Raw genomic sequence first — 23,263 nt, 5'->3', positions numbered from 1 at the left:
GCGCCAAGGCACCGCCGGAGCGCGCGGCTCCGGCGGCGGGGTTCCCGCTAGCGCACGCCCGGGAGGGTACGCGGCGCCAGCTCGGGAACGGTGCCCTGTAGGGAGGTGGGCACGAAGAGCCGCTCGCGCATCGCTCCGTCCTCGCCCCAGCCATAGGCGAGCACTGGGGTTCCGGCAGGCACGTTGTGCAGCCGCTTGCCGATCAGGAGCGCGGCGGGAACGGAGACGAGGCCGATCTGGTAGACGTTCTCGGTCTGCAGTCGGTTGAAGTCGCGCAGCAGCGCGTTGCGCCGGCCGGCGTCGGGCTCGCTCTGGATGCGCCGCACGAGCGCGACCAGCTCGGTCTCGAAGGGCAGGAGCTCCTGCGGCTTCTCGGGCGTTCCGCGATGCCACTCGGGCCGGTTGGCGGCCACCGGGGCGAGATAGTCGAGATTCATGATCGGCGCCTGCGCGTAGCGGTCGCCGCGCCGCACCACCCAGTCCCAGGCGCAGCCGTCGATCAGATTGACCAGCTCGGTGTTGTTGGGCTGGAGAACGGCGTTGATGCCGAGTTCGCGCAGCATGGTGGCGAGCGACTGCGCGATGCTTGTGTCGGTGGGGTAGAGGGTGGAATAGGCGAGGTTGATGTCGAGATTGCGCCCCGCGAGCGGGCCCTTGTCGGCCGGCCAGTTGACGATGCCGTCGCCGTCCGTGTCGGTGAAGCCCATCTTGGCGAGCGCGGCTTTGGCGCCGGGCAGGTCGTAGGGGTAGAAGACCGTCATGTCAGGCGAGCCGAAGTCGCTCTCGGGATGAAGGCCGCCGGCAAAGGGAATGATGAACGGCCCGCGCACCAGGGACTGGCCGAGCGCCTGCCGGTCGATGCCCTGCGAGACGATGCGGCGGAACTCGCCGTTGCGGTTCAGCTCGCGGATCGCCCGGTCGCGGTCGGAGGCGACGCCGCAGACGGTGGAGTAGTTCGGCAGCACGCTCCAGTCGATCGAGCGCGGCCCCCAGATGACCTGGGTCGGAAAGTCCGGCTTCTGCGCCTGGCGCATGGATTCGAGATAAAGGCTGGGGTCCTCGAGATTGGCGTAGTCCGCCGAGCCCGCCACCGTCTGGATCGTGCGGTCTTCCCAGGTCGAGAGCTTGTACTGCACCTCGTCGAGATAGGGGAGCTGGTTGCCCTTATCGTCCACCTCGTAGAAATACGGATTGCGGCGCATCACCATGATCTGGTTCGGCCGGTACTCCGTCACCGTCCAGGGACCCATCGTCACCCAGGGCGTCTTGTCGGGCGAGAGCGCGGTGGCGTAGCTGCCGTAGGTCGCGTCCTTGTTGTACTTGGGATGCAGGGGTTTGAGGATGTGCGCGGGGCCGGGGCACATCTTCTGGTAGCCCATCTGGTAAAGCGTCGTGACCGGGAAGGCCTCTGTGAAGACCCAGCGGATGGTCGCGTCGTCCACCTTCTCCAGCTTGGTGCCCTCGCCATAGGCGGCCGGGCGGCCCCAGGCGGCGACATTGGGATCGTTCATGTTGTCTTCCCAATGGAAGACGACGTCGTCGGCCGTGAAGGGCTGGCCGTCCGACCATTTGGCGCCCTTCAGGAGATGCATGGTCAGGGCGTGGCCGTCCGTCGACCATTCCCAGCTGGTGGCGAGCTGGGGCAGGGGCTCGGTGTTCTCGGCCGTCAGCATCCAGGCCGGCGCGTTGCGCACCAGACACTGGCTGATGATCTCCTCGACGCCGCCCCAGGCGAGCACGTTGCCCGCCGCCCAGTTCCAGCCCTGGGGGCGCGAGCCCGATACGTGGCGCAGCACGCCGCCATAGACGCCCGGTCCCTCGACGCTCGACGTGTCGACCACGATGGGCCGCTCGGGCAGGCGGTCCTTGACGGGCGGAAGCTTGCCCTCGGCGACGAGATCGGCGACCCAGCCGGGCTCGCCGTAGCGCTCCAGCGCCTCGACCCGCATCAGCTTGTCGCGCGCGATGCGCACGCCCTCGCCCTTCTGCAGGCTCTGCCCGACCGGGGCCGGCTCGGGGCCCTTCAGCGCCTGCGCCGAGGCTCCGTCCACGAGCATCGCCACCGAGAGGGCCGCCAGCGCGGTGCCCGCAAACCACTTCGTCATGCGTCCGTTCCTCCCAATTCGAGCCGCAGGCCGGATCTGACGCCCGGTCCTGCCGCCCTTTTCGCAGTCTGTTCGCTCAGCCGCCGCTGGCTATTCGGTCACGCGCCGCTGGCCGTTCGGTTCAGGCGCCGGGGCGCTGGCCGAGCGCGCCCATCGTGCGCCGGGCCGCCGTCGCCTCGCGCACCTCCTCCACGGAGCGCACCTCGCGCCGCGCCGCGCCGGCCCATTGGCGCGTCGGCACGGTGCCGCGCGACAGGCGCTCGCGCGCGGCGGGAATGGCGTCGGCATATTGCGGAAGCCAGGCGGCCTGGGCCACCAGCATCTCGTCCACCATCTGCCAGACCTCCTCGGGCGAGCAGATCGCGCCCACCAGCGGGTCGTGCAGCACGGAGAGCTTGAGGAGATCGACATCGCCCGTCACGGCCGCCCGGACCGCCATGCGCTGAACGTCCACCGAGGCCTGGCAGGTGGCCGCGCAGCCGAGCGGCAGCGTCAGGTCCGACACCATGTTGAGGCCGAACCGGTCCACGAAGCCGGTGGATTCCACGATGCAGTCGGCCGGCAGATTGGTGATGATGCCCCGGTTCTTGACGTTGAAATGCCCGCGATAGGTGCGCCCGGTTTCCAGCGCCTCAATGATGTGGCTGGCGTGCTCGTCGGTGCGGCGCGCCGGGTCGAGCCGCTGACCGGCCTCCTCCAGGAAGGCGGGGAAATCCGTCTCGAACCAGTTCCGGCTTTCGGTGGAGTAGCGCAGGTATCCGCCGGTCTCGCCGTGAATCCAGTCCGACATGTCGATCCAGCGGCCGATCTCGTCGGGCCGCTTGCGATACCAGGGCAGGTATTCCGACAGATGCCCGTTGGACTCGGTGGAGTAGAAGCCGAAGCGCTTCAGAACGTCGATGCGCACCTTTTCCTGTTGCGAGAAGACGGGATGGCGCTCGAAGGCGGCGACGAGCTCGTCCTTTTCGATGCGCCGCCCGTTGTGGCGCAGATCGACGTACCAGGTCTGGTGGTTGATGCCGGTGCAGATATAGTCGAGCTCCTCGCGCGGGACGCCCAAGGCGCTGGCGATCTGGCGCCAGCCGTTCTGCACGCCGTGGCACAGGCCGATCGTGTCGACGCCGCCATGGTCGATCGCCGCCCAGGTGTTGATGGCCATCGGGTTGGCGTAGTTCAGGAGCCGCGCGCCCGGCTCCGCCACCTCGCGGATGTCGCGGCAGAAATCGAGGATCGCCGGCACGTTGCGCTGGCCGTAGAGAATGCCGCCGGCGCAGATCGTGTCGCCGACGCATTGGTCGACGCCGTATTTCAGCGGGATCTGGATGTCGCTGGCATAGGCTTCGAGCCCGCCGATGCGCGTGCAGTTGATGACGTAGCGCGCGCCCTCCAGCGCCCGGCGCCGGTCGCCCTCGGCCACGACCGTGGTCGGCAGGCCGTTGGCCTCGACGATGCGGCGCACGATCTCCTCGGCCATGGCGAGGTTGCGCGGGTTGATGTCGGTGAGCGCGATCCGCGCGTCCCGGAGCTCCGGCACGCACAGGATGTCGGATACCAGCTTCTTGGTGAAGCCGATCGAACCGGCTCCGATGATGGCGATCGTCACGGACATCGCTGCGCCTCCCTTGCGTCTTCTCTCTTGAGCCGGCCAAGGCCCGCCCGGTGAAAATCGGATCACCGGACCGGCTCCCGTCTTCCGACCCCTCGCCCTGCCTCAGGCCTTGGCGATCGCGCCTTGGCCGGGCAGGCTCCAGGCCTCGGCTCCTGTCGCGACGGGGCGAAACGGATCGGCCCATTCGTCTCGAGGGGAGGTTATCGCCAGGCTCCGAAGCCGCGAAAGAAGCAAAATGTTCGATGACGGGTAAAATCGTGCTGCCCGTCGCGGCCGCCAGCAGCGCGGCGTCTTAGAGCCTGTTTGGAAACTCGGTCGGGTCGGTTCGACGGTGCTTTTTCGCTGTCACCCCAGGGCGAGACATGCTGCGCAAGCGCAGCAGTGCTGCGCAAGCGCAGCAGAGGTCTCGCCCGTCCGCATGGACCGTCGCCAATCCTCGCCGATGCGCCCTCGCATCACTCAAGTTTGGCGCCTCGCGACACCCAAAAATCCCTCGCCGGGCCTCCGCCGCCGAATTTCCAAACAGACTCTTAGCCGGCTGACGCCGCGTTCACCGCGTACATGCCGCTGGTGCGGAAATCGCTCGGGCTGGTGCCGTAGGCGCGCCGAAAGGCCTTGGCGAAATAGTTGGGATCGTCGAAACCGCAGTCGATCGCGATGGCCTTGACCGGCTGCTCGCCACTGGCCAGCAGCCGCGCGGCGCGGCGCATGCGCTCGTTCAGGACGAACTCGCCCGGCGAGATGCCCTCGGCCGCCGTGAAGAGGCGGGTGAAATGCGCGCGGCTGAAACCGGCGAGATGGGCGAGATCGTCTACCGACAGGCGCGCCGTCAGATGGTCGCGCACATGCGCCTTGACGAGCTCCATGGCGCAACGCGTGCCCGCACCGTCGTCGGCCGCCGGGCGGCCAGGGCCGAGAATGTCGTCGTAGAGCGCCATCTGCGCGGCATAGGCATGGGCGGAGGCCGCGCCAGGCGTCGTCCCCCCGCCCTCGGTGAGCTTCAGGCATTCTCCGGCAATGGCGTCCACCGTCGCCTTCGCCAGCCGGAAGACCGGCCCGGCATGCTCCTGCACCGCGCGGTGAACGCGCAGCGCCTCGCCCCCGTACATGGAGATCCAGAAGAACTCCCAGTGCCCGCCCTTGGGCACGGTGTAGACGTGGTTCGAGGGGATGAGCACCAGCATGGTCTGGCCGGGGCCGACCTCGAAGCTGCGGCGCTCGAACACGAGTTGCCCCGCGCCCGAGATCGTGTGCTGGAGCACGGTGAAGGGCGCGCTGCCGCGCTTCTGCCCGTCCCACCGATAGCCGGCGTCGTCACTGAGGTGATCGTAGCCGGTGGAGGTCGGCATCGTGTGCAGGCGGTGGCGGCTGCGCGCCAGCGTCACGATGCGCATGGCCGAGCCCTGCGCCCGGAAGCGACGCAAAAGCGCCTCGTCCATGTTGGCCTCCGCCGCCACCCGTCAGGCGGCGTCGCGGCGGCCGTCCGGCTTCGGACGCGCCCATTCGGGAATGAAGGTCCCGTGGGCGCGCAGCAAATCCTCGGTCAGTCGCCAGATCTGGTCGAGGTCGAGCTCGGCTGCGGTGTGCGGGTCCATCATGGCCGCATGATAGATGTGTTCCGGCTTTTCCTCCACCAGCGCAGCGACCGTCAGTTCCTGCACGTTGATGTTGGTGCGCATGAGGGCGGCGAGCTGCGGCGGCAGGCGGCCGATGCGGGTCGGCTGGATGCCGCTGGAATCCACGAGGCAGGGAACCTCGACCGCCGCCGCATCCGGCAACGAGGAGATGCAGCCATTGTTGCGCAGGTTCCCGTAGATCACCGAGGGCTCGCCGGTCCAGACCGAGTTCACGATCGAGGAGGCGTATTCGTGCGAGGCCTTCACCTCGATCCGCTCGGCGGCGCGATAGGTCTGGACCTGGCTTTTCCAGCGCTCGATCTGTTCGACGCAGCGCTTGGGATATTCGTCGAGCGGGATGCCGTAGCGTTCGATCAGATCCTCTCGCCCTTCCTTGATGAAATAGGGCGTGTATTCGGCGAAATGCTCCGAGCTTTCCGTCACGAAATAGCCGAGCCGCGTCAGCATCTCGTAGCGCACCTTGTTGGGGCAGCGCGGATTCCAGTGCGAGGGCTTAGGGATGCGGCCCGCTCGGTAGCCTTCCAGAAGCGCGGGGTAGAGATCGATATAGGACCCGTCCTTCTGCCGATGTTCGAACTCGAGATAGAAGGCCATGTGGTTGATGCCGGCCGCCCGGTAGCGAATTTCCCCGAGCGGAATGTCGAGGTCGCGCGCCAGTTCGAAGGCCGTGCCCTGCACGGAATGGCAGAGGCCGACCTGTCGGATGTGCGGGTATTTCTCCGCGATGGCCCAGGTGTTGATCGCCATCGGGTTGACGTATTGCAGGAGGATCGCGTCCGGGCAGACCTCGGTCATGTCCGCGCAGATCGCCCAGAGATGGGGCACGGTGCGCAGGCCGCGCATGATGCCGCCGACCCCCAGCGTGTCGGCGATGGTCTGGCGCAGGCCGTAGCGCTTGGGCACCTCGAAATCGGTGACGGTCGCCGGCTCGTAGCCGCCGATCTGGAAGGCGACCACCACGAAGTTCGCCCCCTCCAGCGCCGCGCGCCGGTCGGTAAACGTCGCGACGCTGGCCTTCACCCCCAGCGTCGCGATCAGCTTGCGGGCGACAATCTCGCTCTCGTCCAGCCGCTGGCGGTCGATGTCCATCAGGCGGATATCGATGCCGCCGAGGGCGGGCCGCTGCAGGATGTCGCCGACGATGTTCTTCATGAAGGTGGTGGAGCCGGCACCGATGAAGGTCAGCCTGGGCTTGGACATGAGCGGACGCTCCCTTGATCCGGTCGCCGAAGGGGTTTGCTTGCCGATCGGCGTTTTTGTGTTTCCGACCGGGACCCTAGCCGATGGCTCCATCGCTAACCTAGCGGGGATATTATGCCAGAACGGGTAATATCATGCTCGAATGCTTCCCCGTCCTGAACCGTCCGATTGCCGTCCCTCGCGGCGGACAGGCAGAGGCGCGACGGAGAAAGGCGAAGCCGGCCGGGTCTTGGCCGCATCGGACCTCGGCGGCGGTCTCTCCAGGCTCTTTCGAGGGCAGGCGCCCGAGGGCCAGCATATCGTAAGTAATCATTTCTATTTTTCGAGAATATATATTTCTCATGCCACCTTGAGAATTTTTTTGACTGAAACGTGGGGTCGGTGCGACGAGATTCGATTCTCGTTTAGCAAAGACATAACCAAGTCGTGAGAACCTTATGGAAGAGAGAACATCCGAACAGAACGTTATTTCTTACCTTGGGTCATCCGATGCGTCTGAACATGAAACTGAAACTCGGTGCGAGCTTCGGCGCGATCCTCGCGTTGATGGGTGGCGTCGGCTATCTCGGCGTCACGTCTCTGGGCAGCACCAATGCCATGTTGCAGAAGTTCGTCGATCGGCCGTTCCGTCAGGTCGACGAAGTCAACGACATGCAGACCTCCCTGGAAGTCGTTCGGCGCAATATTCTGACCTCCTTCTTCACGGCCGATGCCGAGCTCCTGAAGCCGACGGTCGCTGAATACGATCAGAACTGGCAGTCGATCGACACGAAGCTCAGCGACGTCATGCGGACGATGACGCCGGAGTGGCGCGAGCGCTTCAAGGACGTCGCGCCCATGATGGCCGAGTTGAAGGCCATCTCGGACGAGACCTTCACGGCCGGACAGGCCGCCGATTCCTCCGCCGCCATGAACGCCTTCCTCAAGACGGACGATCCGCTGACGGCCCTGATAGCCAAGCTGGCGGCCGTTCAAGGCGCGGTGGCGCCCACCGACATGGCGGCGCTGGCCGCGCGCGAGACGATCCAGTCCCTGATCTCGGACGTTCTCGAAGCGCAGCTCCAAATGGCCCGGTCGCTTTCCTTGTCCGACGACGCGGCCATCGGCAAGGCGAGCGAGCGGCTGAACGTCTTGGATGCCGAAATCCGCGGCTCTCTCTCCTCGCTCTCCGCCTCCGGCATCGTTCCGGCAGCGGACATGCAGGCCTTGCAGGGCGCCTGGACGACCTTGTTCCAGCCTCTTCGGGAGGCGACGGACTACGGCGTCAAGAATTGGCTGACCCGGGCCAAGGAACTGTCCGACACCAAGCAGAGCCCGCTGGCCATCGCCGCCGCGCAGCGGCTCAACGAGCTTTCCGACGCCGCGACCGAGACCGCGCAGACGTTCCTGAAGGACGCCAATGCGGATTATTCCGTCACGCGCCTCAGCCTGCTCGCCCTGATCGCCGGCGCCATCGTGCTCGGCGGGGCGGCGGCGGCCTGGATGTCGTTCTCGATCGCGCGCCGATTGGGCTTCGCGACCAAGGTCGCCGACAAGATCGGATCGGGAGACCTGTCCCAGCGCATCGACGTGAAGGGCTCCGACGAGATCAGCGATCTCTTGAGCGCGATGAACCGCATGAGCCAGAACCTGTCGCGGATCGCCTCCGACATGACGGGTTCGGCCGGGCATGTGGCGACCGGTTCGATGCATTCGGCGACGACGGCCGAACAGCTTTCGTCCGGTTCCTCGGAGCAGGCCGCCGCCTCGGAAGAGGCCTCCGCCGCCATCGAGGAGATGAGCGCCAACATCCGGCAGAACGCCGAGAACGCCTCCACCACCGAGCGGATCGCCGTTCAGGCCTCCGTGAGCGCGCAGAAGACGGGCGAGGCCGTCAATGCCTCCGTCGCCGCCATGCGCACGATCGCGGAGAAGATCTCCGTCGTGCAGGAAATCGCCCGTCAGACCGACCTTCTCGCCCTCAACGCGGCGATCGAAGCCGCCCGCGCCGGGCAGCACGGCAAGGGCTTCGCCGTGGTCGCCTCGGAAGTTCGCAAGCTGGCCGAGCGGTCCCAGGCGGCAGCCGCCGAGATCGGCGTCCTGTCGACGCAGTCGCTCCTGACCTCGGAAGAGGCGGGCCAGATGCTGGACGCGCTGGTGCCGGACATCCAGAAGACCTCGGACCTCGTGTCTGAAATCTCGGCCGCCTGCCGCGAGCAGTCGATCGGTGTCGATCAGATCAACCAGGCGATCCAGCAGCTCGATCAGGTCACGCAGGCCAATGCCGGCGCGGCCAACGAGATGTCGGCGACGGCCGGCCAGCTTTCGGCCGAGGCGCAGCGCCTGCAGGAAGCCGCGCGGTTCTTCAAGATCGCGCCCGACGCCGGGCGCGCCATGCCCGAGCCCGCCAGCGCGCCCGCTCCCAAACGGCCCGCCGCACGGGCCAAGGCCCCGTCGTCCAGCTCGAAAAGCGGCATCGTGCTCGATCTCCCCGCGCCGAACGACGATGTCTTCGACCGAATGAGCGCCTGAGTAAAGCATCGACCCGCGGCTCTCGCTCCCATCAGGGGCGAGAGCGCTTGCCGCGCTGGGATGAGAGGTGGCGCGGGGTGGAAGCCGCCTTGCTGTTCGTTGTCCCGTCATCCCTTTCAGGGGGAGAAGGGAACTGCCGTCGAGGCCGAAAGGCGGGGCTTCACGGCGGCCCATAGTCGGTCGCAAACCGAGATCGTCAGAGTCTCGATGGGCATGATCGCCCAAGCTAGAAGAACGGAGACCCCAACGGACACGGTGCCGATGATCGCGAAGGCGAGCGGCGTATCCAAACCAGTCTTCGCGGCCAGAACGGCAAGACCACAGGTGAGCGAGACTATCACGCTGTAATGCGTGAGATACATCAGGAACGAGATCCGGCCCAGAAACTGGGAAAGTCGGTTTGACAGGAACGACTTTGCGGCGCCCGATAGATTGACGCCCACGACGACGGCGATCGCGAGCAGGATCATCGATTGCCTGTTGGACGGATCGGTCAACGCAAGAGTGCCGCCAGCAAAGATGGCCGCCGCCAGAAGCGGCAGGCCGAGATCGAAGCTGAAGGTCCGACCGAGCCTTGCCCAACCCCCTTCGTGTCGGACGTGGCCGATCAGCGCTCCGGCGAAGAAGCAGCAGACCAACGCGTTGACCACAAACAAACCCAGAAAGGCCAATGCGAGGGCCGTTTTCGTGAACCGAAGCTTGAGCGTCGCCGATAGTAAGGCGAAGAGCAGAAACGATCCCATCATTTCCGACTTCATCGTCCAAAGGAACGTCGCGAACTCGCCGCTCGACGGGCGGACATAGACGGTCGCCAACGCGTAGGACAACCAGTCGCCCAGCGAGATTGCCTCGCTAGGGGCCGGGCGGAGAAAGCGGGTGTTCATGATGTCGGACGCGGCCGTGACGTTGTTCCACCCCGCGTTGACGACCATCATGGTCAGAGCCGTCGTCGCCAAAATGGGAAGCGTCAGCCGAGGATAGCGTTTCACCGCGGACCGCTGGATGGCGAGATAGCTGCGGCTGCGCCAAACCGAAATCGTGAGTGCGTCTCCTGACAGGACGAAAAAGATCATGACGGCGAGCGCGCCGTTGAACAAGGATGCCGTAACGATGTTCTTCAGGCCCGGGATCGCATCTGCGAACGCCATGTAGAAACCGTGATAAACGGTGACCGATAAGGCAGCCCAACCCCGCAATCCATCGAGCTCCATGGCCCGCTCCACAGGCGGGGGCTGCAACTCGGATGGCGCCTGGCCAGATACGGGAAGCATCATCGAACCTCGGTGGCATGAGACAGGCGCCCGAAATGCTCTGCCATCGAGAGATCGTCGCGCAAGCGCGTGTATCAGCAAGCCGCCTAATGGAAAGACGAAATTCGAGCGAACCCGTTCGGCTTACGCAAGGTTCGGTTTTGACAAATCAAGTGTATCCTTTTTGCCTCGAACTCTGCTCATTTCAGAAGAGGCGAGATTCAGTAACGGCTATCGCGCGAGCGAGGGACGCCATCAACGGTTCGGTTCCGACCGCGCTTTTGGTCGCTCGATCGGCATGCGTGCGCCGCACGCTTTGGGTGTTTCCTGACGGGCCAGAGGTTTTGCCGATCCCGCCGACCGTTTCCCAAGAACGGAGCAGGAGCTAATCGAACGAGGGCGTAGTATTCATCTTGGGAAAATAGACATCACAGGCCCGAATCCCCATTCCTCTCAGCCGCTTGATAGATGAGTCTCATAACAACTCATTTTTCAGCCCAAGCCTTCCGCTCTGTCTGTCTCTGGCGAATGGATGAGAATACGGTCCGCCGCATAGCGACGGAAATCGAAAAGGGTTCGAGCGAAACCAATCGAACGGATTTCTTCTCAATTACACCTATCTACTCGGTCAAATGGCGGAGAGGGAGGGATTTGAACCCCCGATGCCCTTGCAGGCATGCCGCATTTCGAGTGCGGTGCATTCAACCACTCTGCCACCTCTCCGTTTGAGGTCGGCTCCGAGGAGCCGCTAGCGCATGCGCTTGGTGTGGTCGGCGCCGGTGGCGCTGGGAGGGTGCTTAACCAACTCTCGGCGGCGTGACAAGGGCCAATTTGGGCGCTTGTCGCAAATCTGCGATCTTCGGCGGAGCCATGGGGAAATGCGGTGTCCGAGGCTGGTTCGAGGCTGGAGTGAAGCCTTGGAGGTGAAGAAGAGGCGACGCCTGCCGGCTGACGATGGACGAATGGGTGGCCGAGTTGGCGCACCCATCAACATACAACGAAGAGGGCTTGTCGATTGGCCGGCGTTGGGCCTGCTCCTGGCACCCTGGCACCCTGGCACCCTGGCACCCTGGCACCCTGGCACCCTGGCACCCTGGCAAAACTTTCTCGCAGGAGGAGCAACTTTAACCCAACTGCGGTGCGCTCGGCGGCAGGAGGACTGGGCTCCGCCCGCCCAGCCATCCTGCCTGGATCGCGTCAAACAGCGTCCGAGGCGAGCGCGATCGGCGGAAAGGCAGCTACGTTGCGATGTCCCTGCACAGTGCAATATCGCCGCCCGACGACATCCACTCCGCCGAGCGGTCGAAGCGCCTCAGTGCCGCGCCGCCGCGTCCGCGCCGATGCGCCGTCCGTCGGCTTGGTCGAAGAGATGGCTGGAGCGGGGCTCGATGTGGATGGGGACGGTTTCGCCGGGGCGCAAGGAGAGGCGCTCGCGGAAGAGGCAGGAGATGGGTTGGTCGCCGAGCCGGCCCGCCACCATGACCTCGGAGCCGGTCGGCTCCACCACGTCGATGCGGATGGGAACGCCGCCTTCGCCGATCCGGATATGTTCGGGGCGCACGCCGTAGGTCGCCTCGCCCGGGCGCACGGGACCGAGGCTCGTGGGTAGGGGGAGGCGGTGGCCGTCGCCGGTGACGAAACCGTCCGCTTCGACGCGGCCTTGCACGAAGTTCATGGCGGGCGAGCCGATGAAGCCGGCGACGAAGGTGTTGGCCGGGCGGTCGTAGAGATCGAGCGGCGCGCCGACCTGCTCCACCCGTCCGTCTCGCATCACGACGATCTTGTCGGCCATGGTCATGGCCTCGATCTGGTCGTGCGTGACATAGACCGTGGTGGTGCCGAGCCGGCCGTGCAGGTTCTTGATCTCGGCGCGCATGGACACGCGCAGCTTGGCGTCGAGGTTGGACAGCGGCTCGTCGAACAGGAAAACCTGCGGATCGCGCACGATGGCGCGGCCCATGGCGACGCGCTGGCGCTGGCCGCCCGAAAGCTGGCGCGGGAAGCGGTCGAGGAGGGTCGACAGGCCGAGGATGTCGGCCGCCGGGCGCACGCGCTTCTCGATCTCGGCCTTGGCGACGTTCTTGAGCTTCAGGGCGAAGCCCATGTTCTCGGCCACCGACATGTGGGGATAGAGCGCGTAGTTCTGGAACACCATGGCGATGTCCCGTTCCTTGGCGGGCAGGTCGTTGACGACGCGGCTGCCGATCAGGATCTCGCCGCCGGAGATCTCCTCCAGGCCTGCCAGCATGCGCAGCAGGGTGGACTTGCCGCAGCCGGACGGGCCGACCAGAACGACGAACTCGCCATCCGCGATGTCGATCGACACGCCGTGGATGGTGGCGACGCTGCCGAAGCTCTTCTTCACGTTCCGAATGGTGACGGAGGCCATGGGTGGGTCCTTTCTTCAGCGCTATTTCACCGCGCCCGCCGTCAGGCCGGCGACGATCTGGCGCTGGGCAACGAGAGTGAGCACGAGGACGGGCAGGGTGACGACCAGGGCGGCGGCGGCGAGCGGCCCCCAGCTCACCTGCTCGAAGGAGAGCATGTTGTAGACGGCGACCGGCAGGGTGCGCGTTTCGCGGCTGGCGAGCACGATGCCGAAGACGAAATTGTTCCAGGAGAAGATGACGGCGAGAATCAGCGATACGACGATGCCGGGCCGGGCGATCGGCAGGGCGACGCGGGCGAAGACCTGCCAGCTCGTGGCGCCGTCGATGCGCGCGGCCTCCTCCAGCTCCATCGGCGTCGTCTCGAAATAGCCGATCATCACCCAGATGACGATCGGCACGGTGACCACGAGATGGATGATGATCTGCGGCCAAAGCGTGCCGAGCAGGCCGACATTCTGGAACAGGAGGAAGAGCGGAATGAGGAAGGAGAGGCCCGGCGTCATGCGCGCGATCATGATGACGATCGCGGCCTTGTTGGCGCGCAGCCGGGCGATGCCGTAGCCGGCGGGAACGCCGACGAGAAGGGCGAGCAGCGTCGCCGTGCCCGTCACCAGAACCGAGTTCCAGAAATAAAGGAGGAAGTCGTTCTCGGCGAAGATGCGGGTGTAGTTGCCCCAAGCGAGGCGCTCCGGGATCAGGATGGGCGGATAGGCACCGTTGTCGATCTCGAACTTCAAGGAGAGCGACAGCATCCAGACGAAGAAGAACACGGCCGGCGAGACGATGACGAGGCCGCAGAAGAGCAGCGCGAGACGGTTGAAGAGACGGCGGAGCTTCATGGCGAACCTCAATCGTTCCACTTCGCCCGCTGCTTCAGGTGCAGCATGACGAGCGACATGGCGACGATGATGACGAAGAAGATCACGGCGATCGCCGAGCCATAGCCGATGTCGTAATAGGAGAAGGCGACGTTGTAGAGATAGATGTTGATCGTCTCCGAGGCCGTGCCCGGGCCGCCCTGCGTCATCGCGTAGATGATGTCGAAGCTCTTCAGTGCGTCGATGGAGCGGATGATGACGGCCACCATCATGAAGGGCGCGATCAGGGGCAGGGTGATGTAGCGGAATTTCTGCCAGCCGCTCGCCCCGTCGATTTCGGCGCCCTCGTAGGGCTCGCGCGGCAGCGAGGCGAGGCCGCCCAGCACGATCAGCATGACGAGCGGCGTCCATTGCCAGGTTTCCACAAGCACCAGCGAGGGGATAACGGTCGCCTGGTCGTAGATCCAGGACTGCTCGGGCAGGCCGACCACTGACAGGAGATAGTTGAGGACGCCGAGCGAGGGGTTGAACATCATGGTCCAGACCAGGGCGATGGCGACGGGCGTCGCCATCATCGGCATGACGAAGATGGCGCGCAGCACGCCGCGCAGCGGCATCTTGGAATCGAACAGGACGGCCGCCAGCGTGCCGAGCACGAGCGGCGCGACCACCGAGAGCAGGGTGTAGAACAGCGTGTGGCCCATCGATTCCCAGAAGCGGGCATCGGTCGCGAGCCTTGCGTAGTTCTCCCAGCCGACGAAGCTGGTCTCGCCGCCGAGCCGCCAGGCATGGGCGCTCATCCAGAGCGTGAAGACCCAAGGAAAGACGATCACCGCCACGGTGACGGCGAGCGCGGGGATGACGAAGGGCCAGTAGTGCGGGCGCAGGCGCGCGCGCTTGCGCGAGGCGGCCGGTGCCGCCCCGCTGTCGCCGGCCTCGGAGACCAGTGCGCTCATCAGGCCTCGCTCCGCTCCAGGATCGGCTTGAACTGCTCGGAGGCCTTCTTCAGCTCGGCCGCCGGATCGGCGCCGCCCAGGAGATTGGTGAGCGCCACGCCGTAGACGTCACGGAACTCGGTGATCGGGATGACCACGGGCAGGGCGATCTGGCTGACCTTGGCCGAGCCAGCCACCGCATCGGCCCACTCGGCCGGCATGGTGACGCCCTTGCGCACCTCCGCATCCTCGACCACCGAGGTGCGGAAAGGCACGCCGGCGCCGGCCTGGAACAGCCGCGCGCCCATCTCCTTCGACACGGCCCACTGGCAGTAGAGATAGGCCGCTTCCTTCTTGGCGGAGGCTTCCGTCACGGCGATGCCGTCGCCCAGCGTCGGGGCGGCGCGGCCGGCCGGGCCGGCGGGCACGACGCTGTAGCCGACCTTGCCGACGACGCGCGAAAGCTCGGGGTTCTCCAGCGGCGCGGCGAAGCCGCAGCCGTCGAACCACATGCCGACCTTGCCCTGCAGGAAGGCGGACTGGCATTCGGCCCAGTTGAAGCCGGTGACGCCGCGCGGGGCGCATTCGGTCATCAGGGCCTGGTAGAGCTTGGCGGCCTCAACGCCCTTTTCGTCGTCGGCCAGAATCTCGCCGTTCGGGCCGATGGCCTGCTGGCCGAAGCCCAGCATCAGCGAGGTCCAGACCGGCGTGTTGGCGTTCTTCATGCCGCGCGCCACGAAGCCGGACGTGCCAGCCGACTTGTCGGTGAGCGCCTTGGCCGCCGCCAGCAGCGCGTCGAACGTCTCGGGGAAGGCGATGTTCTTGGCGGCGAAGAGTTCCTTGTTCCAGTAGACGATCCAATAGTCCACGGAGAAGGGCAGGGCGCGGATCTTGCCGTTCGTGTCCTTGGCGTAGGACAGGCCTGCGGGCGCGAAATCCGATTCGGTGAGTGAAGCGTCGGTGAGCGAGGCGTCCGCCAGGAAGGGCGAGAGATCGGCGAGCCAGCCGGCCTTCTCGTATTGCCGCTTCTGGGCGTGGAAGCTGATATGGATGACGTCGAAGCTGGGCTTGCCCGAGGTCAGCTCGATCACCGCCTTCTGGCGCTGCTGCTGCTCGGGCGTCGCCTCGGCGTTCACCTTGATCCCCGTCAGCGCCTCGAACTCGGCCTGATGCTTGCGCAGGAGCTCGCCGCGCGGGTTCTTGGTGAGATTGACCTCCAGCACCGTGCCGGCATGTTTCTTCCAGTCGACGCCGGCAGCGAAGCTCGGCCGCAGGCCGGCCAGCGCGAAGGCACCTGTGGCGGCGGTTCCGGCCAGGAACTGGCGGCGCGACAGAGCGATGGTGCGATGGGTCATGGTTCTTCCTCCCTTTTTCGTTGATCCGGGCGGCGTCCTCCAACGTCCGTCCCGGCGCGCTCGTTCTCGTCTAAACGGTGAGCGCCAATCGTCTGGCATTGTTGACATGGGCGGCGATGGCCTCGGCCGCGCGCGCCGGATTTCGGCTTTCGATGGCGGCGAGCACGTCGAGATGCTCGCGCATGACGGGCACGACGCGCCCGTCGATGCGGTAGCGCTCGTGATGGATCAGCCGGAGCTTCACCGAGTTCACGCGGTAGGCCATGGCGATGATGGAATTGCCGAGCGCGTCGATGAACGTGTCGTGCAGCCGCCAGTCGATCGCCTGCGCCTCGGCCTCTTCCTCCACCGTGAGCCGGCGCGCCAGCGCTCGGCCCAGCATGGCTTCGTGTTCGGCCCGGATCGCGGCCAGCGTCTCGTCGCTGGCCGAGGTGGTGAAGACCGCGACCGCTTCCTTTTCCAGAAACAGGCGGAACTGAAAGGCCTCGCGGATGAGGTTCAGGTCCACATGGGCGATCTGGATGCCGCGCTGGGGCACGGTGGTGAGCAGTCCCTCCGACTCCAGACGCGGGATGATCTCGCGGATGGCGCCGAGCGGCAGGCCGGTGCGGGCGACGAGCTGGCGCTGTGAGACGAACTCGCCGGGCGTGAAGTCACGCGCGATCAGCTTCTCGATGATGCTCTCATAGGCGCGCTCGCGCAGCTTGAGCGCGTCGCCGCCCTTGGCCTTGCCGGTTTCCGGCCCGCCCTCGGGCAAGCCGTCCGGCCCCGCCTCCGCGTCCATGGCCCGCGGCGCCTTCAGGCGGCCGCCGCGGCCGCGCCGAGGCCGTCGAGCGCCGCGCCGAGCCGGCTCGCGCCTTCGCTCGGGGTCGGCAGGAGCGGCGCGCGGGTGCGGGCAAATCCCGGCTCGCCCGTGCGATGGGCGACCAGCGCCTTGACCGCCGGGGTGACGGGAAAGCCGAGCACGGCCTCCACCAGCTGGTGCACTTCTCGGTCGTCGCGCCCCTCGCGGATCATCGGCAGGAGCCGGTCGGGAATGATGTTGGCCATGCCGGAGATCGCGCCCTGCGCGCCCAGCCGCACGCCGGCGGCCAGGCTCCGCTCGTCGCCGATCAGGATGGCGATATCCTTGTGCTCGGCGAGCAGCCGCTCGGTGTAGGGCCAGTTGCCCGAGGAATCCTTGACGCCCATGATCGCGGCCGGGAAGGCGGCGCGAATGCGCCCGATCAGCGGCACCGACAGCTCGACGGCGGTGACGGAGGGAATGTTGTAGAGGATGATGCCGCGCGCCTTGTCGCCCAGCGCGCCGATCACTTGCGTGAACCAGCCGAAGAGCCCGTCCTCGCTGAGATTCTTGAAATAGGAGGGCGGGGCGAGCAGCACGCCGTGCGCGCCGCCGTCCAGAAGCTCGGCGGCCTGTTCGATCGCGTCTCCCGCCGCGTTGGCCATCACGCAGCCGATCGTCTCACCCGGCGCGATGCCGCTGTCGCGGAAGGCGCGCAGCAGGGCCGAGCGCTCGGTGCGCGAGATCGAGGCGCCTTCGCCGGTCGTGCCGAACAGCGTCACGCTGCCACAGCCCTGGTCGAGGCACCAGCGGGCATGACGAACCATCCGCCCCGCGTCGATCGCCCCTGCCTCGTCGAACGCCGTCACCAGCGCGGCCGACAGCCCGAAAACCTGCTCACCCACAACATCATCCTCCCGTTGTGCCGACAGTTTGCTGACATGTCAGCGATATGTCAATGCGTCGGCAGCGAGGATGTTAACGCTTGTTTCACGTGAGACAGGGCGGAACTGTTCAACTGGAGGACTGAGACGAAGCTCGTTGAGCTCAGATCCCGAATCGAAAGACTCTTATAAATGAGGGGCTTGCCTTGATTTGAATTGATCGGATTTCCCGTGACCCACGTTGGTCAAGCAAGGCTCTTTTGGCGAAGACCGTCTTCCCAAGTTGCCGACAGCGACAGGATTCGCTGGTCATGCATCCCGATTGTCCAAGCGCAGAAACAACAGCCTTCAAAACCCGCGAGTTGGACTTTGCCGGCTTATCCCATTCTCCGCATGCTCTCCCTCAAGCGGATAGATGTGACGCTCGCTCGACCCGCGTCCTGGCTTAGCCGCACGAGACTGTCCCTGCCTGCCGCCAGCCTTTAGGATGGCTTGCTGGTGAATCGGGAGAGTGACGCATGACGGATCGCGCGGATGGTTTCGAGGCGGAGGACACGAAGGCGCCTGAAATCGTCGCGGACCTGCGCGCCAGCCTGACCTACGCCTCGTTCCAGAACGCGGTGCCGGTGCTGACGAGCCTCGCCCTCTCCAACCCAGGCCCGGAGCCGCTCGCCGGCCTGCGGCTCGAGCTCGATTCCGCGCCGCCCTTTCTGCGGCCGAAGCGCTGGGTGGTGGATCGGCTGGGGCCGGGCGAGACGCTGGCGCTGAGCGATCGGCGCGTCGAGCTCGACGCCGCCTATCTCGCGGGGCTGAACGAGGCCGAGCGCGGCGAGGCGCGGTTCCGCCTCCTCTGCGGCGAGGCGGTCCTGGCCGAGGCGGTCCATCCCGTGCGGCTTCTGGCGCGCGACGAATGGGGCGGGGCCGGCGACATGGCGCAGCTTCTGCCGGCCTTCGTCATGCCGAACGACCCGGCGATCGCCCCCATTCTGCGCGCGGCGGCCGAAACGCTCGTAGCGCACGGCCATTCCAGCGCGATGGACGGGTATCAGAGCGGTGACCCGCGCCGGGCCTATATGCTGGCCGCCGCGCTCTATACCAGCGTCGCCGGCTTTGGCCTTCACTATGCCGAACCGCCGGCCAGCTTCGAACGGCAGGGGCAGAAGATCCGCCGGCCCGCCAGCATCGGGCGCGACGGGCTAGCCACCTGCCTCGACACGAGCCTGCTTCTTGCGGCCGCGCTGGAGGCGGCGGGGCTGAACGCCGTGGCGCTGCTGCTTCAGGGCCATGCGGCGACGGGCGTCTGGCTGACACCACGCACCCTGCCGCGCGCGGTGGAAACCGACGTCGTGGACCTGCGCAAGGCGCTCGCCGCGCGCGAGCTTCTCGTGTTCGAGACGACCGGCGTCACCTTCCGCCCGGCCATGGGCTTCGAGCAGGCCTGCCGCGAGGGCGCGGCGCTGCTGGCCGACGAGGCGCGGCGCCCCTTCGTCTGCGCGGTGGACATGGCCCGCGCCCGCAGCGGCGGCATCCAGCCCCTGGCCTCGCACGAGCCCGCCGCGTCGGTGGACGCCGCCTCGGACAGCGAGGTGGCCGCGCCCGCCCTGCCGGCCCTGCCGGATTTCGGCGCCGTTCCCACTGAGGTGGCGGAGGAGAAGCCGAACACGCCGGGTGGGCGGATCGACCGTTGGCAGCGCAAGCTGCTCGACCTCTCCCTGCGCAACAAGCTCCTCAACTTCAGCCAGACCGCCTCCACGGTCGCCTTTCTCTGCCCCAACGTGGCGGCGCTGGAGGATCGGCTGGCCGGCGGGCAGGCCATGCGCCTCGTTTCCATCCCCGAGCAGAATCCTCTGGGCGAGCGCGACGCGGCGCTGTTTCGCGAAACGCGCGGGGAGGACTTGCAGGCGCGCTTTGCCGCCGACGCGCTGGAGCGCGGCGAACTCGCCTCGCCCTTCGATCCCAAGTCGCTGGAGTCGAGGCTGACGGCGCTCTACCGCCAGTCCCGCAGCGATCTCGCCGAGGGCGGCACCAACACGCTCTATATGGCGGTCGGCTTCCTGCGCTGGAAAAAGAAGGCCGATGACGAGCGCGTCTACCGCGCGCCGCTTCTCCTTTTGCCGGCAAAGCTGGAGCGGCGCAGCGCCTCCTCGCCCTTCCGTCTGGCTCACCACGAGGACGAGATCCGCTTCAACGCCACGCTGCTGCAATTCCTGGAGCGGGACTTCGGCTTGAGCGTGCCTTCGCTTGCCGGCGAACTGCCGGGCGACGAGACGGGGATCGACGTTGCCGAGGTTCTGCGCCGGATGCGCCAGGCGGTGCGCGACGTGCCGGGCTTCGAGGTGGTGGACGAGGCGGCGCTCGCCACCTTCTCCTTCGCCAAATATCTGATGTGGAAGGACCTGACCGAGCGCATCGACGCGCTGCGCCAGAACCGGCTGGTGCGCCATCTCATCGACACGCCGGAACAGGCCTTTGCCGACACGGTGCCCTTTCGCGAGGCGCGGGAGATCGACCGGACTTATGCCCAGGCCGAGATCGTGACGCCCCTGCCGGCCGACTCCTCGCAGATCGTGGCGACGCTCGCCGCCGCCGAGGGCAAGGATTTCGTGGTGGTCGGCCCGCCCGGTACCGGCAAGAGCCAGACCATCGCCAACATGATCGCCCAATGTCTGGCGCATCGGCGCACGGTTCTGTTCGTGGCCGAGAAGACCGCCGCGCTCGACGTCGTCTATCGCCGCCTGCGCGAGCATGGCTTGGGCGAGCACTGTCTGGAACTGCATTCCTCCAAGGCCGACCGGCGCCATTTCCTCGCCCAGCTTCGCAATGCCTGGGAAAGCGGTGCGGCCCGCAGCCCGGACTGGGTGGACCTGAACGGCCGGCTCCAGCTACGCCGCGACATGCTGAACAGCTATGCCGAGGCCCTGCATGGCGCGGGGCGCTGCGGCCTGACGCCCTATCGCGCCATGGGCCTGACGCTGCGCGGCGCGGAAACCCATGCGCCCACGCTCGGCTGGCCGCACAAGGACGTGCACGATGCCGCCCACTACGCCGCGCTGGAAGAGCTGGCCGGCGGCCTCGGCCGCACGGTCGCCGCCGTCGAGCGACGCCCCTGTCTTGCGCTGGTGGATGTCGACGAATGGACCTCCGCCTGGGCCGAACGGCTCCTGGCCGAGGCGCGCCTGTCGCGTCAGGCGCTGGATGCGCTGCTTTCAGCCGCGAGTGCCTTGCGCGCCCGCATTGGTCTGACGCCCAGCGCGCCGGAGCAGGCCGAGGAGGTCCGGCGCTTGGCGGCGCTGGCCGCCGCGCTCCAGCCCGGGGAGGGCTCGCTCGCCTTCGACCCCGGCTTTGCCGGCTTGCGCGAGAGCTTCGGCGCGCTGGAGGCGACGGTCTCGGCCTTCCGCACGGAGGAAGGGCGCCTGTCCGCCAGCTACGAGCGGGACGAGTTGCGGCGCGTGCCGGTCGAGGATCTCGACCGGCGGCTGCGCGAAGCGGGCGCGAGCTTCTGGCCTTTCTCCTGGTTGAAGCGGCGCGGCGTCGCCCGGCTTCTCGGAACCTATGCCCGCGCGGGCGCCCCGACCCCGGAAGCCGATCTGCCCGTTCTGCGCCGGCTCCAGGCCCTCGCCGCGCAGGCGGAGGCGAGCCCGCTCGCCGGGCGTCTTCCCGGCTTTGCCGGCATCGAGAGCGATCTCGCGCAGCTTTCCGCCCGCTTCGTCGCGGCCGACCGTCTGCGCGCCGCCGTGCTTCGCCTCGGCGAGCCGAAGGGCGAAACGGAGGTGATCCTCGCCGCGCTTCTGCCGGTGCTGGGCACGCTCACCGAGGCGAGCCCCTTGATCGAGGCCGCCCGCGCGCTGGAGGCGGCGGAGGCCCGGTGGCGGGAAGCCGAGCAGGCGTGGCGCGAGGCGAGCGGCGGCGTGCCGCTCGTGCCCCCGGACGGCACGACGCTCGGCGATCTCGCCGCGCTGCTCGGTGAGCTGGAGGCAAGCCGGGGCCTCCTGCGCGACTGGACCTCCTGGTGCGCCATTCGCCGCCGCGCGTTGGCCGAGGGGCTGGCGCCGCTGGTGGCCGATCTCGAAAGCGGCGCAGTCGCGCCCGAAGCGGCGGCCGCCGCCTTCGCGCTCGCCTATGCCCGCTGGTGGCTGCCGCTGGCGATCGACGCCGATCCCCGCCTTCGCGACTTCAGGCGCTTCCAGCACGAGCACGCGATCGACGATTTCCGTACACTGGACGATCTCGTGCGCAAGGCCGCCTCGGCGCGCATTCGCGAAGCGCTGACTCATGGCCTGCCGGAGCCTCAGTCGGTGCCGCGCAAGTCCGAGCTCGGCCTCCTGCGCCATCAGATGGAGCTGAAGCGGCCGAGCCGGTCGATCCGCGAGATGATCGGCGCCATGCCCGAAAGCTTCGCGCGGCTGGCGCCTTGCGTTCTCATGTCGCCGCTGTCGATCGCGCAATATCTGCCGCCCGACCAGGCGCTGTTCGACGTCGTGATCTTCGACGAGGCCTCGCAGATCACCACCTGGGACGCGGTCGGCGCCGTGGCGCGTGGGCGCCAGACCATTATCGTGGGCGATCCCAAGCAGCTGCCGCCGACCAACTTCTTCGGCCGCGCCGAAACGGAGGAGGACGCGCCGGACTTCGAGCGGGACCTGGAAAGCATCCTCGACGAGGCCAAGGCGTCCGGCCTGCCGGTGCACGACCTGCGCTGGCACTACCGCTCGCGCCACGAATCGCTGATCGCCTTTTCGAACCATCATTACTACGACAACCGGCTCATTACCTTCCCCTCGCCGGTGACGGAGGACCACGCCGTTTCGTTGCGCCACCTGCCCGAGGCCGTCTACGACCGGGGCAAGAGCCGCACCAACCGGGACGAGTCGCGCGCCATCGCGGCCGAGGTCGCAGGCCGCCTGCGCGCCGCGCTAGCGCTGCCGGAGGACAAGCGCCCGACGCTCGGCGTCATCACCTTCAACAGCCAACAGCAAGGGCTGATCCAGGACCTCTTGGACGAGGCGCGGCGGGACGATCCGTCGCTCGAATGGTTCTTCGAGGACGAGCGGCTGGAGCCGGTCTTCGTCAAGAACCTCGAAAACGTGCAGGGCGACGAGCGCGACGTCATCCTCTTCTCCATGACCTTCGGCAAGGACGCCGCCGGCAAGCTCGCCATGGATTTCGGCGCGCTGAACCGCGAGGGCGGCGAGCGACGGCTGAACGTCGCGGTGACGCGCGCCCGCGCCGAGCTGCGCATCTTCTCCTCGATCAAGGCCGCGTCGATCGACCTGTCGCGCAGCAAGGCGCTCGGCGTGCGCCATCTCAAGACCTTTCTCGACTATGCCGACCGGGGCGCCGTGGCGCTGCCGGCGGTGGAGGAAGGCTCGCTCGGCGGCGTGGAATCGCCCTTCGAGGCGGCGGTGGCCGAGGCGCTCACGAGACGCGGCTGGATCGTCGTGCCGCAGGTTGGCGTGTCCGGCTTCCGCGTCGATCTTGCCATCCGGCATCCCGACCATGCCGGCGCGTTTCTGGCCGGCGTCGAATGTGACGGGGCGACCTATCACCGATCGGCCACGGCGCGCGACCGCGACAAGGTGCGCGAGCAGGTGCTTCTGGGTCTCGGCTGGCGCATCCTGCGTGTCTGGTCCACCGACTGGTGGTTCGACCCGCTGGGCGCCACCGTGCGGCTCGACCAGGCGCTGAAAGGCCTGGTGGCCGAAAGCCGGGCGCGCGCCGAGGCGGAGGCGGAACGTGCGAAGGTCTTGGCCGGGGAGGGGGCATCCGCCGCCTCCTCCTGACCGCC

At 67.1% G+C, this 23,263-nt stretch carries 13 protein-coding genes and 1 tRNA gene; 2 read left to right on the top strand and 12 right to left on the bottom strand.

The annotated features are described in order from the left end of the window. Positions 1-47: 47 nt before the first annotated feature. The 4 genes from M673_RS01620 to M673_RS01605 all read right to left on the bottom strand — a co-directional run bounded on the left by M673_RS01620 (position 48) and on the right by M673_RS01605 (position 6,551). A complete protein-coding gene (locus tag M673_RS01620) occupies positions 48-2,105 on the bottom strand; it encodes an ABC transporter substrate-binding protein (protein WP_061973076.1) in 2,058 nt (685 codons plus the stop codon). Positions 2,106-2,226: 121 nt separating this feature from the next. Then, positions 2,227-3,714 carry an alpha-glucosidase/alpha-galactosidase gene (locus tag M673_RS01615; protein WP_061973075.1) on the bottom strand — a complete coding sequence of 496 codons (1,488 nt, stop codon included), beginning with the start codon at positions 3,712-3,714 and terminating at the stop codon, positions 2,227-2,229. Between the two features lie 530 nt (positions 3,715-4,244). Further along, the gene (locus tag M673_RS01610; RefSeq protein WP_061977556.1) at positions 4,245-5,153 is read right to left on the bottom strand and encodes an AraC family transcriptional regulator; all 909 of its coding nucleotides are present in this window, start codon (positions 5,151-5,153) and stop codon (positions 4,245-4,247) included. A 21-nt stretch (positions 5,154-5,174) separates the two neighbouring features. Next, a complete protein-coding gene (locus M673_RS01605; RefSeq protein ID WP_061973073.1) occupies positions 5,175-6,551 on the bottom strand; it encodes an alpha-glucosidase/alpha-galactosidase in 1,377 nt (458 codons plus the stop codon). 501 nt (positions 6,552-7,052) lie between these two features. Here M673_RS01605 and M673_RS01600 point away from each other — a divergent pair. Beyond that, complete coding sequence (locus M673_RS01600) at positions 7,053-9,062, top strand: HAMP domain-containing methyl-accepting chemotaxis protein (RefSeq protein ID WP_244493186.1); 2,010 nt, start codon at positions 7,053-7,055, stop codon at positions 9,060-9,062. Positions 9,063-9,178: 116 nt separating this feature from the next. Here M673_RS01600 and M673_RS01595 read toward each other — a convergent pair whose 3' ends face one another. The 8 genes from M673_RS01595 to M673_RS01560 form a co-directional block, all read right to left on the bottom strand. Beyond that, on the bottom strand, positions 9,179-10,285 hold the full coding sequence (locus M673_RS01595; protein WP_187301286.1) for an acyltransferase family protein: 1,107 nt from the start codon (positions 10,283-10,285) through the stop codon (positions 9,179-9,181). A 660-nt stretch (positions 10,286-10,945) separates the two neighbouring features. Continuing rightward, positions 10,946-11,035 (bottom strand) — tRNA-Ser (locus M673_RS01590). Between the two features lie 589 nt (positions 11,036-11,624). Then, positions 11,625-12,701, bottom strand: coding sequence for an ABC transporter ATP-binding protein (locus tag M673_RS01585; protein ID WP_061973068.1), 1,077 nt, complete (start codon positions 12,699-12,701; stop codon positions 11,625-11,627). Between the two features lie 21 nt (positions 12,702-12,722). After that, a complete protein-coding gene (locus M673_RS01580) occupies positions 12,723-13,541 on the bottom strand; it encodes a carbohydrate ABC transporter permease (protein WP_061973067.1) in 819 nt (272 codons plus the stop codon). Between the two features lie 8 nt (positions 13,542-13,549). Beyond that, positions 13,550-14,476: a carbohydrate ABC transporter permease gene (locus tag M673_RS01575; RefSeq protein WP_061973065.1), complete on the bottom strand. Its 927-nt coding sequence runs from the start codon at positions 14,474-14,476 to the stop codon at positions 13,550-13,552. Continuing rightward, positions 14,476-15,810, bottom strand: a complete 1,335-nt coding sequence (locus M673_RS01570; protein ID WP_061973063.1) for an extracellular solute-binding protein — start codon at positions 15,808-15,810, stop codon at positions 14,476-14,478. Before M673_RS01570 ends, M673_RS01575 begins: the two co-directional genes overlap by 1 nt. A gap of 70 nt (positions 15,811-15,880) precedes the next feature. Continuing rightward, positions 15,881-16,594, bottom strand: coding sequence for a GntR family transcriptional regulator (locus tag M673_RS01565; RefSeq protein ID WP_082639116.1), 714 nt, complete (start codon positions 16,592-16,594; stop codon positions 15,881-15,883). Between the two features lie 14 nt (positions 16,595-16,608). Continuing rightward, positions 16,609-17,499, bottom strand: coding sequence for a dihydrodipicolinate synthase family protein (locus M673_RS01560; RefSeq protein ID WP_061973062.1), 891 nt, complete (start codon positions 17,497-17,499; stop codon positions 16,609-16,611). Positions 17,500-17,996: 497 nt separating this feature from the next. Between M673_RS01560 and M673_RS01555 the strand changes: the two genes are divergently transcribed. Beyond that, positions 17,997-23,258: a DUF4011 domain-containing protein gene (locus M673_RS01555; RefSeq protein WP_061973060.1), complete on the top strand. Its 5,262-nt coding sequence runs from the start codon at positions 17,997-17,999 to the stop codon at positions 23,256-23,258. The last annotated feature ends 5 nt before the right edge of the window (positions 23,259-23,263 follow it).

The organism is Aureimonas sp. AU20, from assembly GCF_001442755.1.
GTDB lineage: Bacteria > Pseudomonadota > Alphaproteobacteria > Rhizobiales > Rhizobiaceae > Aureimonas.
The sequence above is the reverse complement of the archived record's forward strand: the minus strand, read 5'-3'. Positions and strand labels throughout refer to the sequence as shown.

Coding starts and splice junctions, on each gene's coding strand:
- M673_RS01610 (WP_061977556.1), bottom strand. CDS start 5,153: ATGGACGAGGCGCTTTTGCGTCGCTTCCGGGCGCAGGGCTCGGCCATG.
- M673_RS01575 (WP_061973065.1), bottom strand. CDS start 14,476: ATGAGCGCACTGGTCTCCGAGGCCGGCGACAGCGGGGCGGCACCGGCC.
- M673_RS01600 (WP_244493186.1), top strand. CDS start 7,053: ATGAAACTGAAACTCGGTGCGAGCTTCGGCGCGATCCTCGCGTTGATG.
- M673_RS01580 (WP_061973067.1), bottom strand. CDS start 13,541: ATGAAGCTCCGCCGTCTCTTCAACCGTCTCGCGCTGCTCTTCTGCGGC.
- M673_RS01570 (WP_061973063.1), bottom strand. CDS start 15,810: ATGACCCATCGCACCATCGCTCTGTCGCGCCGCCAGTTCCTGGCCGGA.
- M673_RS01605 (WP_061973073.1), bottom strand. CDS start 6,551: ATGTCCAAGCCCAGGCTGACCTTCATCGGTGCCGGCTCCACCACCTTC.
- M673_RS01585 (WP_061973068.1), bottom strand. CDS start 12,701: ATGGCCTCCGTCACCATTCGGAACGTGAAGAAGAGCTTCGGCAGCGTC.
- M673_RS01555 (WP_061973060.1), top strand. CDS start 17,997: ATGACGGATCGCGCGGATGGTTTCGAGGCGGAGGACACGAAGGCGCCT.
- M673_RS01615 (WP_061973075.1), bottom strand. CDS start 3,714: ATGTCCGTGACGATCGCCATCATCGGAGCCGGTTCGATCGGCTTCACC.
- M673_RS01620 (WP_061973076.1), bottom strand. CDS start 2,105: ATGACGAAGTGGTTTGCGGGCACCGCGCTGGCGGCCCTCTCGGTGGCG.
- M673_RS01565 (WP_082639116.1), bottom strand. CDS start 16,594: ATGGACGCGGAGGCGGGGCCGGACGGCTTGCCCGAGGGCGGGCCGGAA.